Genomic DNA, 13,425 nt, shown 5'->3' with positions numbered 1-13,425 from the left:
GCGCGCTTTCCCCGGACTGACAAGGGGTAGGCGGGACTTTTGGAACAAGCGGGGCAAAATATAAAATAGCGGATCGCCGCCTGTCCCCCATGGCGCTGCCATCCCTGGTTGTGGCATAGGCGCTCGCCAAAGTTGGGGGTTTTCTGCCTTATGGCTGACAAGGACTTGCTGGTTAGCGGGGGAAGCCATGCGGTGCATGGTCCGCTACACGGCCTCGCGCTCGGCGCGTTGGGGGTGGTGTTTGGGGACATCGGAACCTCTCCACTCTATGCGCTGAAGGAAAGCTTTGTCGGCCACCATCCTCTGACGGTCGACCCGGCCCATATCTATGGCGTGCTATCGCTGATCTTCTGGACCATGACGCTGGTTGTCACGGTCAAATATGTGTTCATCATCCTGCGCGCCGACAATAATGGCGAAGGCGGCAGCATGGCGTTGCTGGCGCTGATTGGGCGGCGGATGGGCGAGACGCGATGGACGCCGACGATCGCGGCGCTGGGCGTGCTTGCCACCGCGCTCTTTTACGGGGATGCGATCATTACTCCGGCGGTATCCGTGCTGTCGGCGGTAGAGGGGCTGACGGTGGTGCAGGCGGGGCTGACGCCGCTGGTGCTGCCGATCGCGATCGTTATCCTGATCGCCCTGTTCATTATCCAGAGCATCGGCACGGCGCGAGTCGGCGCGCTGTTCGGGCCGATCATGGCGGTCTATTTCCTGGCGCTTGCCATCCTGGGTATCGTCAACATAATGCGGCACCCGGAGATTTTCGCCATCGTCAATCCTTGGTGGGCGCTGCGCTTCTTCCTGATCGATCCGAAACTGGCCTTTCTGGCTTTGGGATCGGTGGTGCTGGCGGTGACGGGGGCGGAGGCGCTCTATGCCGATATGGGGCATTTCGGGCGCAAGGCGATCAGCATCGCGTGGCTTTATGCGGCGCTGCCGTGCCTGATGCTCAATTATCTGGGGCAGGGGGCGTTGCTGCTGGATGAGCCCGCGGCGGCGCAGAATCCGTTCTTCCTGCTTGCTCCCGAATGGGCGAGGTTGCCGTTGGTGATCCTGGCGACAATGGCGACGGTGATTGCGAGCCAGGCGGTCATATCCGGCGCCTTTTCCGTGACGCGGCAGGCGGTGCAGCTGGGTTTTCTGCCACGCCTGCGCATCCTGCATACCAGCGCTTCGGCGGCAGGGCAGATCTATGTGCCGCTGATCAACTGGACGCTGCTGGTGCTGGTCATCATGCTGGTGCTGGGCTTTGGCAGTTCGAGCAATTTGGCGGCGGCCTATGGTATTGCGGTGACCGGGACCATGGTCATCACCACCTGCATGATGGGAGCGTTGATGTTCAGCGTATGGCGTTGGAACCCCTTCGTCGCGGGCATGGTGACGGGCCTGTTCCTGATCATCGACGGCGCATATTTCCTGTCGAATGCGACGAAGATCCCGGATGGCGGATGGTTCCCTCTGCTGGTCGCGGCCATAGCTTTCCTGGCGTTGACGACCTGGGCGACGGGACGGCGGATCATGCGCAACCGTCTGCGCGAAGATGCGATGGACCTGGATTTGTTCATCAAGTCAGCCGGAGCGTCGTTGAAGCGGGTGCCGGGTACGGCAATCTTTCTGTCTTCAACGACGGAGGGTGTTCCGCCGGCCCTGCTTCACAACGTCAAACACAACCGTATCCTGCATGAGCGCAACATCATCCTGACCGTGCGGGCGGAGGATGTCCCACATTTGCCCTATGACGGCCGTACCAGCGCCGAAGATCATGGCGCGGGTTTCTATCGCCTGATCCTGCGCCATGGCTTCATGGAAAATGTCGATGTGCCAGCCGCGATGAAGGCGGTGCGCGACTGCGGCGGGCCGATCGGCGTGGCTGACACCAGCTATTTCCTCAGCCGTGAGACGCTCGTGCCGTCCTCACGCCCCGGCATGGCCATATGGCGCGAGCGGCTGTTCGCCTGGATGGTGCGTAATGCGGAAAGCCCGATGGCGTTTTTCAAGCTGCCGACCAATCGGGTGGTGGAACTGGGATCGCAGCTGGAAATCTGATCCAGCGATCACGGCGATTGCCGATGGTGGACCGCTGCATCCACGCGGTGATCAAGGTGTGATGTCGGTTTGACGCTAGGCGAAGAGTTACTCGCAGGGATCACGGCGGTCAGAGCACACCAAGAGCCACCTAAAAAGGCGGCAAGGCCGATGATCGCGCTTACTAAAGCCGTCCATTCAAAAACATTTCCGATGGCTGAACTGCGGTTTACGTTCTTCTCCCACTTAGGAGATCTGCCGTGCATTTGCTCCTGTGCATTCCAAGCTCCGGAAATGTCTTGCTGCCAGTAAGCTGACTGAGTGACATAGGCGGTCAGGTTTGAGAAGAGGGTGGTTCCGAGCCCGATGGCGAACATGAAAAACGCCCACCAAAGCCAATACCTATCCACGGCTAAATCGCTATTTCCAAGCAGGGTAAAGAGGGCGACTATGGCGCCCCCATTAACGATCATCAGTGATTTCCATAGCGATTGAGCAAAATTGCTAATCGATTCTAGGCGGATCATCGCGGACGATTGAAAAAAATGCTGATCGAGCGCAGCAATTTTTCGATCGTCATCGTCAAACATGGGAGCGTTGGGCATGGCGCTACAATCGGCTCTGCATGGCGCGCGCGCAATGCGGTTAACTATTCAGCCGGAGAAAACGGAACCACGCTAGCCGCGGAAACGGCAGGTGTCGGGCATAATACTGCTAAGAAACGTGGAATAAACGTTGGTAGCGGAGGAGGGACTTGAACCCCCGACACGCGGATTATGATTCCGCTGCTCTAACCAGCTGAGCTACTCCGCCCCATGGGCTGCGCCGGGCAGTCGCCCTGCGGTGCGCGCGCTATAGGCAGAGGGGCTTGTGGGGTCAACGGGGTTTGGCGTCGCCCATGTAAATTCTCTGAGCCAGGGAATGGGAGCCGCGAAATATGGCCTTGCGACTTTTTTGCGCTTGCAATCGTTCGGGCACGTTGCACTAATGTTGCAATGCACAACCGGGCTATGCCCGAGGGAGGATCGACGCTTTGCCCTTCCACGAAATGTTTGAGCCGGATGGTTCGATACGGCCTTGCTATGCCGAAGTGCAGAATTGGGTGGAGCGGACAGGTATCGCAGGGCTCAACCGCAGGTTGGATGAAGCGGAAGCGATCTTCAGACGTATCGGCATTACCTTTGCGGTTTATGGCGAGGGCGGCGATCCGGAGCGATTGATCCCGTTCGACCTGTTGCCGCGTATCTTCACCGCGCAGGAATGGCGCGTGCTGGACCGGGGCATCAGGCAGCGGGCGCGGGCGTTGAACGCGTTTCTGCATGACGTCTATCATCGTGGAGAGATTGTGAAGGCGGGGATCATGCCCGCCGATATCATCTATCAGAACAGTGCCTATCTCGCTGAAATGGCGGATTTCACGCCGCCGGGAAAAGTGTACAGCCATATCGTCGGGATCGACATTGTCCGTACCGGCCCTTCGCGGTTCGAGGTGCTGGAGGATAATTGCCGCACCCCCTCGGGCGTTTCTTACATGCTGGAAAATCGCGAGATTATGACGCGCATGTTCCCGGAGCTGTTCGCGCAGGGGCTGGTGGCTCCGGTCGATGATTATCCTGCCGAGTTGCTCAAGAGCCTGAAGGAAGTCGCGCCGCCCGCGTGCAAAGGCGATCCCGTGGTTGTGCTGCTGACGCCGGGATCGCTCAACAGCGCCTATTATGAGCATAGCTTCCTGGCCGACCTGATGGGTGTGGAGCTGGTGGAGCCTGCCGACCTGTTCGTCGATGAGGATCGGGTGTGGATGAAGACGACGCTTGGCCCCCGGCAGGTCGATGTCATTTACCGCCGGATCGATGACGAATATCTCGATCCGCTGGTGTTTCGGCCGGACAGCCTGCTGGGCATTCCCGGCATCTTCAACGTGTATCGCAATGGCGGGGTGACGCTGGCGTCGGCGCCGGGCGCGGGGATCGCGGATGACAAGGCGGTCTATATCTACGTTCCGGAGATGATCCGATTTTACCTGGGGGAGCAGCCGATCCTGGAAAATATCCAGACGTGGCAGTGCGGGAAGCCGGATGAATGCGCCTATGTGCTGGAACATCTGCATGAGTTGGTGGCCAAGGAGGTTCATGGATCGGGCGGCTATGGGATGCTGATCGGCCCCAAATCGACCAGTGCGGAGATCGCCGCCTATGCGGAGCGGATCAGGGCCAATCCGGGTGAGTTCATCGCGCAGCCAACGCTGGACCTTTCGACCGTGCCTACTCTTGGTCCGGCTTCGGTGGTTGGGCGGCATGCGGATTTCCGGCCCTATTGTCTGGTGGGCAAGCAGATCAGGCTGGTGCCCGGCGGGCTGACGCGAGTTGCGCTGACGGAAGGGTCGTTGGTGGTGAACTCCAGTCAGGGGGGTGGGGTGAAGGATACATGGGTGTTGCAGGACTGATGGGGGTTGCGCGGAGATTTGGCCCAGAGTCGAAACGAGTCACGTGCCTCGTTTCGACTGCAAATGGCACTGTTCTGCGCTTCCGGTGCTCACGTGCCTTAAGCACGCTGCGCGCCGGTTCTCGAACAGCGCCATTTTCGCCTCCCTCTGGACCAAATCTCCGCGCAACCAAGCTCTCGTTTGACAGGGAGTTTAGCCCATGCTGAGCCGGACTGCCGAAAATCTCTACTGGATGGCGCGTTACATGGAGCGGGCGGAGGCTACGGCTCGTCTGCTTACCATGGGACAGCGCATGGCGATCCTGCCGGGGGCACATCATCGCGATGAGTGGCGGTCGGTCGTGCGGGCAACCGGGGTCGATGGCCCGTTCCCCGAAGGCATACAGGTGGCCGAGAGAGACGCCATATCCTATCTGATGCTGGACCTGGATAATCCGAGTTCCATTCGGTCCTGCCTGCTGAAGGCGCGTGCCAATGCCAAGTCGGCGCGCACCATGCTGACTCAGGACATGTGGGAGGCGCTGAACGAAGGTTGGCGCAAGCTGGACAGCTATGATGTGGGGGAAGCGCGGCAGCAGCTCCCGGCGCTGATCGATTGGGTCAAGACGCGGGTCATGACTTTCCGGGGTGCGGCGCATTCCGGGCAGTTGCGCAATGAAGGACATGACTTCCTGCGTGCCGGGTCGGCGCTGGAGCGGGCGCAGATGACGTTGCGGCTGCTCGACGTCAAATATTATGTGCTGTTGCCAGAGACCGAGGTGATCGGGGGAAACCGGGACCATTATCAGTGGACGTCCGTTCTCTATGCGCTGTCGGGCGCGCGGGCCTATCACCATGTCTATGGCGGCACCTACACGCCCTGGCAGATCACCGATTTTCTGATGCTGAACCGGCTTTTCCCGCGCAGTGTAGCCTATTGCTATGAACAGCTTGACTATCGGCTCAATCGGCTGGCGGGTTGGCACAATGGGCGGGGGACCTGCCATGACACGGTGCGGCGGATGGTGAACGATCTGGAACAGTTGGACAGCGGCGAGATTTTCCGCGTCGGTCTGCATGAAACCGTGCTGGGCGGATTGAAGATGACCAATCAATTAGGCGCGGAGATCGCGCAGACCTATCATTTCGGATGAAGGAGCGTCGTACACCTTGAAACTGCTGGTCCGCCATCAGACGACCTATCGTTATGCCGCGACGGCAGGCCGGGTGGCGATGCGCCTGAAGCTGATGCCGATCGACACGGCGTCGCAAAGGGTGGTGGAATGGCGGGTCAGCGTAAATGGCGAGCCGGTCGAAGGGTTCCGCTGCAACAGCTTTGGCGAGATGGAGGCTGTCTGGATACGGCATGACCGGCTGGACAATGCGGTGATCGTTGCCGAAGGGTTGGCGGAGACGAGCGAGACGAGCGGCGTTCTGGGCCATGGTGAGGGCCGGGTGCCCTCCGTCTATTTTCTGCGGGAAACGCAGCTGACCCGAACTTCCGACGCCATTCGGGACATGGCGCTTTCCCTGCCGGATGATGGGGGTACGCTGGCGCGGCTGCATGCCTTGTCAGCGGCGGTCAGCGACGCTGTGGCCTATCGGGGCGGCGTGACGTCTTCGGATACCACGGCGGCAGAGGCTTTTGCACTGGGGGCGGGGGTTTGTCAGGACCATGCGCAGATATTCATCGCGGGCGCGCGCGCCCTCGGCATACCGGCTCGCTATGTGACCGGCTATCTGCTCGCGGAGGGCGGCGTTGCATTGCATGAAACCCACGCCTGGGTTGAGGCGTGTGTGCCGGATCTGGGCTGGGTCGGGTTCGATCCGTCGAACCGGATTTGTGTGACGGAACGCTATCTGCGGCTGGCGTCGGGCCTGGATGCCAATGTGGCGGCGCCCATCCGGGGGTCCGTGACGGCGGCGGGCGATATCTGGATTGACGCGGACGTTCGGATCGCGCAGGCGGAGGAAGGGGTGGAAGAAAGGCAGCTGCAACGGCAGCAACAACAAAGCCTTCAGCCTGCCATCCCGCAGGATTGAACGGATATAGGAGCCCGGTGGGCGATGACCTATTGTGTGGCGGTGCGCGTGGACCAAGGACTGGTCATGCTGTCGGACACCCGCACCAATGCGGGGATGGACAATATCGCCCGCTTTCGGAAAAGCTTTACCTACAGCGTGCCGGGCGAGAGGGCGCTGGTGCTTATGTGTTCGGGCAACCTGTCCATCACGCAGGGCGTCAAGACGATGCTGGGCCGCGCGATCAAGGATTCGCAGGTCGATCCGGACGTTGAAAGCATCCTTAACTGTGCGACGATGCACCGTGCGGCGCAATTGGTCGGCGACGCCATGTGCGAGATGCAGCATCATTACCGCAGCACCATAGAAATGCAGGGTTCTGGGGCCGATGCTTCCATCCTGCTCGCGGGGCAGCGGCGCGGGGGAAAGCCGCGCCTCTACCTTATCTATTCGGCGGGCAACTTCATCGAAGCGACGGAGGACACGCCCTTTTTCCAGATTGGCGAGCATAAATATGGCAAGCCGATCCTGGATCGGATCATCAAGCGCGAGACGAGTCTGGAGGATGCAACCAAGGCGGTGCTGGTGTCGATGGATTCGACGCTGCGATCCAACCTGTCGGTGGGCATGCCGCTGGACCTGACGGTGATCGAGCGCGGCCAGTTTGATTTCCGTATCCGCACCCGTATCGAGGCCGATAACGAGGAATTTCAGCTGCTTTCTCTCAGCTGGTCGGCGGCGCTGCGCAAGGGGTTTGAAGACCTGCCCAACGTCATTGATTGACGTTCGGAGTGGCAGGGGGAGGCGCAGCTTGCCCGCGCCCAAGCATTTCCATGCGATAGTCAGGCTTGCGCGCCCGGCGCTGCTGCCTATTTCATCCCGACAAACGAATCCAAAGAGCTGGGGAATATAATGACCGCTACCCATTCCACTCGCATGCTGATCCTCGGTTCGGGGCCGGCTGGCCTGTCCGCAGCCATTTATGGCGCGCGCGCGGGGCTGGCGCCGATCGTGGTGCAGGGCATGCAGCCGGGCGGGCAGCTCACCATCACGACTGATGTGGAAAATTATCCGGGCTTCCGCGACGTGATCCAGGGGCCGTGGCTGATGGAGCAGATGCAGGCGCAGGCTGAGCATGTCGGCGCGCAGATGATGTACGACCAGATCGTCGATGTCGATTTGTCGGAGCGTCCCTTTCGCCTGACGGGCGATAGCGGGACGCGCTATTTCGCGGACTCTCTGGTGATCGCGACGGGCGCTCAGGCGAAGTGGCTGGGCACCGAGGGCGAGCAGCTGTTGCAGGGCAAGGGCGTTTCCGCCTGCGCGACCTGCGATGGATTTTTCTATCGGGGCAAGAAGGTGGTCGTGATCGGCGGCGGCAACACCGCGGTCGAGGAGGCGCTTTACCTCACCAACCATAGCCATGACGTTACGCTGATCCATCGCCGTGATTCGTTGCGGGCGGAGAAGATCTTGCAGCAGCGGCTGTTTGCGCATCCGAACATCAAGGTGCTGTGGAATCAGAAGATCGAGCGGTTCGTGGGTGGCGGTAATCCGGAAGGGCTGGTCGGCGTCGATCTGGTCGATACGGTGACGGGCAAGGCTTCGCATATCGAGACGGACGGGGCGTTCGTCGCGATCGGGCATCAGCCTGCGACCGAGCTGTTCGTGGACAAGCTGCCTATGGATGAAGGCTATCTGATCGTGGAACCGGGTACGACGCGTACCTCTATTCCTGGCGTGTTCGCGGCGGGTGATGTCAGCGACAAGATTTATCGGCAGGCGGTGACGGCAGCGGGCATGGGATGCATGGCTGCGCTGGACGTGGAGAAGTTCCTGGCCGAGGCGGATTTTGAGGCGATGGCAGCTGAGTGAGAAGGCGTGGAGCGGGGCGCGCGTTGCGTGCCTCGTTTTGCTGGGTCTTCGCTACCTTCCGCTCGCCCTGAGCTTTTCGAAGGGCTTTCATTATCCTTCAAGGAAAGAAGAGGGCTTCGACAGGCTCAGCCCGAACGGGTGGTGGGGGGCGATGAGAGGGTCAGGCCTCTAGCTTTGTCTGTGCGAAGGCAACCAGCGTGCCGAAGGTCTCGAAGGTTTCGCCGTCAATGTCGTCATCCTCGATCAGGATGTCGAGCCGGTCTTCCATCTCCGTCAGCAGCGTGGCGACGGCCATGGAGTCCAGTTCGGGCAAAGCGCCGAACAGGGGCGTGTCGGCGTCGAACGCATCGACGCGTTCCTGCGATAGGGCCAGAACATCGCGAAGCAGATCGCGCATCGCATTCGTCGTGTCGCTTGTCCGGTCGACCGGCATAGAGGTTTTCGCCCGCATGATGGGGGGCTTACCTAGTCGTTCCGCCTTCAGCCCACAAGGGCGGAAATCGCGGTTCGCGCGGCGGGAATCCATGTCGAGGCAAATCGTGGATTGAAGAAGTCGAGACGGTAGAGCGTCTGGCGCTGCTCCATCCATTCCGCCTTGTAGGGATTGTCGCCGGTGCCATAGTCGATCACGCTCACTCTGTCGGTATCTATGGCATGGGCGAACATCGCGTGGCTGAGCAATGTGCCCGGAGAAGCGCCGTCGAAGGCCCGATCATGCGCGAGCTTGTGGATCAGGGCGACGTCATTTTCGACGGTCCAAAGCTGGGTTGCTACCGGCTGTCCGTTGAGGCGCGCAAAGCCGAGCCGTAGGGTTCCGGCGGCCGCCTCTCGCTCTGCCAGCGCGCGGAGGAAGGAGAGGCCGGGTTCTGGCTGTTTCCAACTGCTCGCATGTACCGTCACATAGTCGTGCCACAGGGCGTCATCGACCTGATCACGAATCTCGATGGTGAAGCGGCTGGAGCGGGCCTTGCGTTGGACCTGATTGCGCAGGCGGCTGGGACGATCCGCCCAATAGGCGGCGAAGTCGTGGCCGTTTAGGGCGAGCATATGGCGTCCGCCCATGGGCCGCCGCACGCCGAACCAGCCGCTGCGCCGAAAGGCATCAAGGAGCATCTCCGCCGTATCGCCTACCGGGTAGAAGTCGATGTGGCGGCCGGTCTTGAACAGTTCGGCGGCGAGTATCTCTGCCAGACGGCGGCGCATCGGCTCGTCAGGATGGCCGAGATATATGGGCGACCAGGCGAAGCTGTACCAGTTGGCAAGCGCGCTCTGCCGTTCAGAAGAGGGCGACAGCAGGAACAGCCATGCTTCGACTTGTCCCTCGATCGCCTGAAGGACGCGGATGGGCTGATGGGCGAAGCAATGTTCGTGCAGCGATTCGAACCAGTCGATGCGGTCGAAGAGGGAGGGCGTCGCGGCGCGATCCATCCGTCCGCCCAGCGCCTGCCGGGCCTCCGCGATCGTGCTGTATTCCCTTGTGACCAGCAAATCATTATCTCCCCGGCACTGTCCCCATGCCTTAGGTGAAAAGTCTGGAAATGGAGTTAAGCAGCGCCACCCTGATCGATGGCGAGGAAGTTCGCCCGATCGACCACCTGTTGTTGCGGGGCGAGGCGGCGCGTCCGGCGCTGGATGGCCGATCGGGGTCGCAGGATTATGCCGAGCTTGAAACGACGCTGGGTCGCCTGGCGGGCTGGCTGGCGGGGTTCGGGCTGAAAAAGGGTGCGCGGGTTGCAAGCTGGATTGCCAAGGGGCCGGTCGCCGCGCTGATGCCATTGGCGGCCCCGCGCGCGGGGCTGGTGCATGTGCCGGTCAATCCGCTGCTGAAACATGCGCAGGTGGCTCACATCCTGGCCGACAGCGGCGCACGGTTACTGATCGGCACTCCGGCGCGGCTTGACACTTTGCAGCAGGGTGATGTTCCGGATGACTGCCGTCTGTTGCGGGAGGAGGACGCAGCGGCGGCCATGAGTGGTGGTGCTGAGTTGCCGCCGTCCGAGGCCGGGCCGCATGATCTGGCGGCGATCCTTTATACCAGTGGATCGACCGGGCGGCCCAAGGGGGTGATGCTCAGCCACGCCAATCTTTGGCTCGGTGCGGCGAGTGTGGCTCGGTATCTGGGCCTCAGTGCCGAGGACCGGACCTTGTGCGTGCTGCCCTTCAGTTTCGATTATGGGCAGAATCAGCTGTTTTCGACCTGGTATGCGGGCGGGTGCGTCTATCCACTCGACTATCTGACGGCGCGTGACGTCATGAAGTCGGTGGACAAGCGTGACATCACGACGCTGGCCGGGGTGCCGCCGCTTTGGGTGCAGTTGACCGAGCTTGAATGGAAGCCGGAGGTGGCGGGGAAGCTGAAGCGCCTGACGAATAGTGGTGGCGCGCTCACCCGGCCGTTGGTGGCGAAATTGCGCGGCCTTTTCCCCGAGGCCGACCTTTATCCCATGTATGGGCTGACCGAGGCTTTTCGCTCCACCTATCTGCCGCCCGCCTTGGTGGACAGCTACCCAGACTCGATGGGGTCGGCGATACCGCATGCGGAGATATTGGTGGTGCGGCCGGACGGCAGCGTGACGGACGATGATGAAGCGGGTGAGCTGGTTCATTGCGGGCCGCTTGTGGCGCAGGGTTATTGGCGGGATGAGGCGCGCACGGCCGAGCGGTTCAAGCCTGCGCCGTCATCCTCTCGCTATGGCGGCATGGCAGTCTGGTCGGGGGATAGCGTCAGGCGGGACGGGCAGGGGTTGCTCTATTTCGTTGGACGTGATGACGCGATGATCAAATCCTCGGGCAATCGCATCAGTCCGACCGAGATTGAGGAAGCGGCGGTGGCGGTGCCCGGGGTGGCGGAGGCCGTCGCGCTGGGCATCAAGGATGAACGGTTGGGGCAGGCGGTGTTGTTGCTTATCCGGTCTGGCGACGCTGATGCCGAGGCGGCGGTCGAGGCGAGGTTGAAGACCGAATTGCCAAACTTCATGCAGCCCCGAACGATCATCAGGCTGGCGGATTTTCCCCGGACGCCTAATGGCAAGATCGACCGAGTGGCACTGGCCAAGGAATATGACAGATGAAGCCGATGGGACCTGTTCCGCCCTTTTTCGAGGGTGAGGAAGGCATGTTGCTGATCGGCGGATGCGGCGCGGCAAGCCTGGTGGACGAAGCGGGGGATACGCCGCTGTTCGTTTATGACATGGGGATTGTTGAGCGGCAGGTAAGCAGTTTGCGTGAAGCCATGCCACCGCAATTGTCGATTCATTATGCGGTGAAGGCGAACCCCTATCCGGGGCTGCTGGAACGCATGGCGCGGTTGGTCGATGGTTTCGACGTGGCTTCGGGCGGGGAACTGGCGCGGGCGCTGGAAGCCGGGATGGACGCCGCGCATGTGAGCTTTGCTGGGCCGGGTAAGCGCGACGATGAACTTGCCGCCGCGATAGACGCGGGGGTTACGTTGAACCTTGAGTCGGAGGGTGAAGCGCGGCGAGCGCTCGCCATCGCCGAGAAGCGCGGGCGGATGCCCCGGCTGGCGGTGCGGGTCAATCCCGACTTTGACCTGAAAGGGTCGGGCATGCGCATGGGCGGCGGGGCCAAACCCTTTGGCGTCGATGCGGATCGGGCGGCGGCACTTGCACGCTTGTTGATCGAGGCTGGAGCCGATTGGCGCGGCTGGCATATTTTTGCGGGATCGCAGGCGCTGGATGCGGAGGCGCTGATCGACACGCAGGCGGCGACTGTGGGATTGGCGGCGCGGCTTTCGGATGTAGTGGGTACTGCGCCGCCGCTCGTCAATCTGGGTGGGGGATTTGGCATTCCCTATTTCCCGGGCGATCAGCGGTTAGACATTGCGCCGATCGGTGAGGCGTTGGGCCAGACGTTGAACGCCCGTCCGGACATATTGGCGGAGAGCGAGTTTGCGATGGAACTGGGCCGCTGGCTGGTGGGCGAGGCGGGCGTCTACCTGACCCGCGTCGTTGATGTGAAGCAGAGCCAGGGCGAGACGTTCGTCGTGGTGGATGGTGGATTGCACCATCAATTGGCGGCGAGTGGAAATTTCGGCACGGTGGTGCGGCGCAACTATCCGATGGCGGTGGCGAACCGTTATGGCGTGGCGCCCGCGGAAGAGGCGGTGACGGTTGTGGGGTGTCTGTGCACACCGATCGACAAGCTGGGGGACAAGGTAGCTTTGCCGCCGGTTGTGGAAGGGGACCTGATTGCGATCTTCGCCGCGGGAGCCTATGGTGCTTCGGCGAGCCCTTCCGGCTTTTTGGGGCACCCGCCTGCGCTCGAACTATTACTTGGCTGATATACCAATAGTTTGACGCCTAACCGTATCTTTACCCTTTAGGGCCAAGAAGAGGCCCAAAGCCCATCGCTTTGCGGCCGCTTCACCTCCCTGGCGGCTGCGTTGGCGTGCGGCCATGTCATGAGGTGAAGATATGCGTTTCCTGTCGGTTTCCCGGGCTCTGATCGCCGCATCGCTGCCTGCTTTGGCGCTGTCCGGCTGCGCTTCGGGAGGCGGTGGTCCCCAGTTGCCACCGGCGTCCTTCGTGGCGCAGCAGGAGGGGCCGGGCGAGGAATATGTGATCGGGCCGCTCGATGACCTCACCGTCTTCGTATGGCGCAATCCGGAACTGGGCGCGAAGGTTCAGGTAAGGCCCGACGGACGCATCACGACTCCGCTGGTCGCCGACATGCCCGCCGTTGGCAAGACGCCCAAGCAGCTGGCCGACGACATGAAGGTTGCGCTCACCAAATATATCGAGAATCCGCTTGTTTCGGTGATCGTCAACAACTTCTCCGGCACCTTCAGCCAGCAGGTGCGGATCGTCGGCGCGACCGAAAAGCCTGCCTCCATTCCCTATCGCGCGAACATGACGCTGCTTGACGCCATGATCTCAGTCGGGGGCTTAAGCGAATATGCGGCGGGTAACCGGGCGCGGCTCGTGCGCTTCAACAAGGAACAGGGCAAGCAGCAGGAATTCAACGTCCGCATCGGCGACCTGCTGAAGCGCGGCGACAGCAAGGCGAATGTCATGCTGGCGCCGGGCGATGTCATCATCATTCCGGAAAGCATGTTCTGAT

General features: G+C 61.5%; 12 protein-coding genes and 1 tRNA gene. 9 read left to right on the top strand and 4 right to left on the bottom strand.

The window, feature by feature from the left end; all coding sequences use genetic code 11:
- Nucleotides 1-150 precede the first annotated feature (150 nt).
- Nucleotides 151-2,049: a potassium transporter Kup gene (locus IZV00_RS06685; protein WP_196226344.1), complete on the top strand. Its 1,899-nt coding sequence runs from the start codon at nucleotides 151-153 to the stop codon at nucleotides 2,047-2,049.
- 8 nt (nucleotides 2,050-2,057) lie between these two features.
- Here IZV00_RS06685 and IZV00_RS06680 read toward each other — a convergent pair whose 3' ends face one another.
- Both IZV00_RS06680 and IZV00_RS06675 read right to left on the bottom strand, forming a co-directional pair.
- On the bottom strand, nucleotides 2,058-2,633 hold the full coding sequence (locus IZV00_RS06680; protein WP_230463321.1) for a hypothetical protein: 576 nt from the start codon (nucleotides 2,631-2,633) through the stop codon (nucleotides 2,058-2,060).
- A gap of 131 nt (nucleotides 2,634-2,764) precedes the next feature.
- Nucleotides 2,765-2,841 (bottom strand) — tRNA-Met (locus tag IZV00_RS06675).
- A gap of 220 nt (nucleotides 2,842-3,061) precedes the next feature.
- Here IZV00_RS06675 and IZV00_RS06670 point away from each other — a divergent pair.
- The 5 genes from IZV00_RS06670 (at nucleotide 3,062) to trxB (ending at nucleotide 8,346) form a co-directional block, all read left to right on the top strand.
- Nucleotides 3,062-4,471: a circularly permuted type 2 ATP-grasp protein gene (locus tag IZV00_RS06670; protein ID WP_196226342.1), complete on the top strand. Its 1,410-nt coding sequence runs from the start codon at nucleotides 3,062-3,064 to the stop codon at nucleotides 4,469-4,471.
- Between the two features lie 199 nt (nucleotides 4,472-4,670).
- Nucleotides 4,671-5,603, top strand: a complete 933-nt coding sequence (locus tag IZV00_RS06665; RefSeq protein WP_196226341.1) for an alpha-E domain-containing protein — start codon at nucleotides 4,671-4,673, stop codon at nucleotides 5,601-5,603.
- 16 nt (nucleotides 5,604-5,619) lie between these two features.
- Entirely contained in the window at nucleotides 5,620-6,492 is an 873-nt protein-coding gene (locus IZV00_RS06660; protein ID WP_196226340.1) for a transglutaminase family protein, read from the top strand.
- Nucleotides 6,493-6,516: 24 nt separating this feature from the next.
- On the top strand, nucleotides 6,517-7,254 hold the full coding sequence (locus IZV00_RS06655; protein ID WP_196226339.1) for a peptidase: 738 nt from the start codon (nucleotides 6,517-6,519) through the stop codon (nucleotides 7,252-7,254).
- A gap of 129 nt (nucleotides 7,255-7,383) precedes the next feature.
- A complete protein-coding gene (gene trxB / locus IZV00_RS06650; RefSeq protein ID WP_196226338.1) occupies nucleotides 7,384-8,346 on the top strand; it encodes a thioredoxin-disulfide reductase in 963 nt (320 codons plus the stop codon).
- Nucleotides 8,347-8,506: 160 nt separating this feature from the next.
- Here the strand turns inward: trxB and IZV00_RS06645 are convergent, their stop codons facing one another.
- Complete coding sequence (locus tag IZV00_RS06645; RefSeq protein WP_196226337.1) at nucleotides 8,507-8,797, bottom strand: phosphopantetheine-binding protein; 291 nt, start codon at nucleotides 8,795-8,797, stop codon at nucleotides 8,507-8,509.
- A 29-nt stretch (nucleotides 8,798-8,826) separates the two neighbouring features.
- A complete protein-coding gene (locus tag IZV00_RS06640) occupies nucleotides 8,827-9,834 on the bottom strand; it encodes a GNAT family N-acetyltransferase (protein WP_196226336.1) in 1,008 nt (335 codons plus the stop codon).
- A gap of 50 nt (nucleotides 9,835-9,884) precedes the next feature.
- On the opposite strand from IZV00_RS06640, the gene IZV00_RS06635 reads away from it, so the two are divergent.
- The 3 genes from IZV00_RS06635 to IZV00_RS06625 all read left to right on the top strand — a co-directional run bounded on the left by IZV00_RS06635 (nucleotide 9,885) and on the right by IZV00_RS06625 (nucleotide 13,424).
- Nucleotides 9,885-11,417, top strand: coding sequence for an acyl-CoA ligase (AMP-forming), exosortase A system-associated (locus tag IZV00_RS06635; RefSeq protein WP_196226335.1), 1,533 nt, complete (start codon nucleotides 9,885-9,887; stop codon nucleotides 11,415-11,417).
- A complete protein-coding gene (locus tag IZV00_RS06630) occupies nucleotides 11,414-12,646 on the top strand; it encodes a pyridoxal-dependent decarboxylase, exosortase A system-associated (protein ID WP_196226334.1) in 1,233 nt (410 codons plus the stop codon). The genes IZV00_RS06635 and IZV00_RS06630 overlap by 4 nt, the downstream gene beginning before the upstream one ends.
- Nucleotides 12,647-12,779: 133 nt before the next feature.
- Entirely contained in the window at nucleotides 12,780-13,424 is a 645-nt protein-coding gene (locus tag IZV00_RS06625; RefSeq protein WP_196226333.1) for an XrtA/PEP-CTERM system exopolysaccharide export protein, read from the top strand.
- Nucleotide 13,425 lies beyond the last annotated feature (1 nt).

This window comes from Sphingobium sp. Cam5-1 (assembly GCF_015693305.1).
GTDB lineage: Bacteria > Pseudomonadota > Alphaproteobacteria > Sphingomonadales > Sphingomonadaceae > Sphingobium.
The sequence above is the reverse complement of the archived record's forward strand: the minus strand, read 5'-3'. Positions and strand labels throughout refer to the sequence as shown.

What these genes read in the sequence shown, in the direction of transcription:
- IZV00_RS06685 (WP_196226344.1), top strand. Translation starts at nt 151, where the DNA reads ATGGCTGACAAGGACTTGCTGGTTAGCGGGGGAAGCCATGCGGTGCAT.
- IZV00_RS06680 (WP_230463321.1), bottom strand. Translation starts at nt 2,633, where the DNA reads ATGCCCAACGCTCCCATGTTTGACGATGACGATCGAAAAATTGCTGCG.
- IZV00_RS06665 (WP_196226341.1), top strand. Translation starts at nt 4,671, where the DNA reads ATGCTGAGCCGGACTGCCGAAAATCTCTACTGGATGGCGCGTTACATG.
- IZV00_RS06655 (WP_196226339.1), top strand. Translation starts at nt 6,517, where the DNA reads ATGACCTATTGTGTGGCGGTGCGCGTGGACCAAGGACTGGTCATGCTG.
- trxB (WP_196226338.1), top strand. Translation starts at nt 7,384, where the DNA reads ATGACCGCTACCCATTCCACTCGCATGCTGATCCTCGGTTCGGGGCCG.
- IZV00_RS06645 (WP_196226337.1), bottom strand. Translation starts at nt 8,797, where the DNA reads ATGCGGGCGAAAACCTCTATGCCGGTCGACCGGACAAGCGACACGACG.
- IZV00_RS06635 (WP_196226335.1), top strand. Translation starts at nt 9,885, where the DNA reads ATGGAGTTAAGCAGCGCCACCCTGATCGATGGCGAGGAAGTTCGCCCG.
- IZV00_RS06630 (WP_196226334.1), top strand. Translation starts at nt 11,414, where the DNA reads ATGAAGCCGATGGGACCTGTTCCGCCCTTTTTCGAGGGTGAGGAAGGC.
- IZV00_RS06625 (WP_196226333.1), top strand. Translation starts at nt 12,780, where the DNA reads ATGCGTTTCCTGTCGGTTTCCCGGGCTCTGATCGCCGCATCGCTGCCT.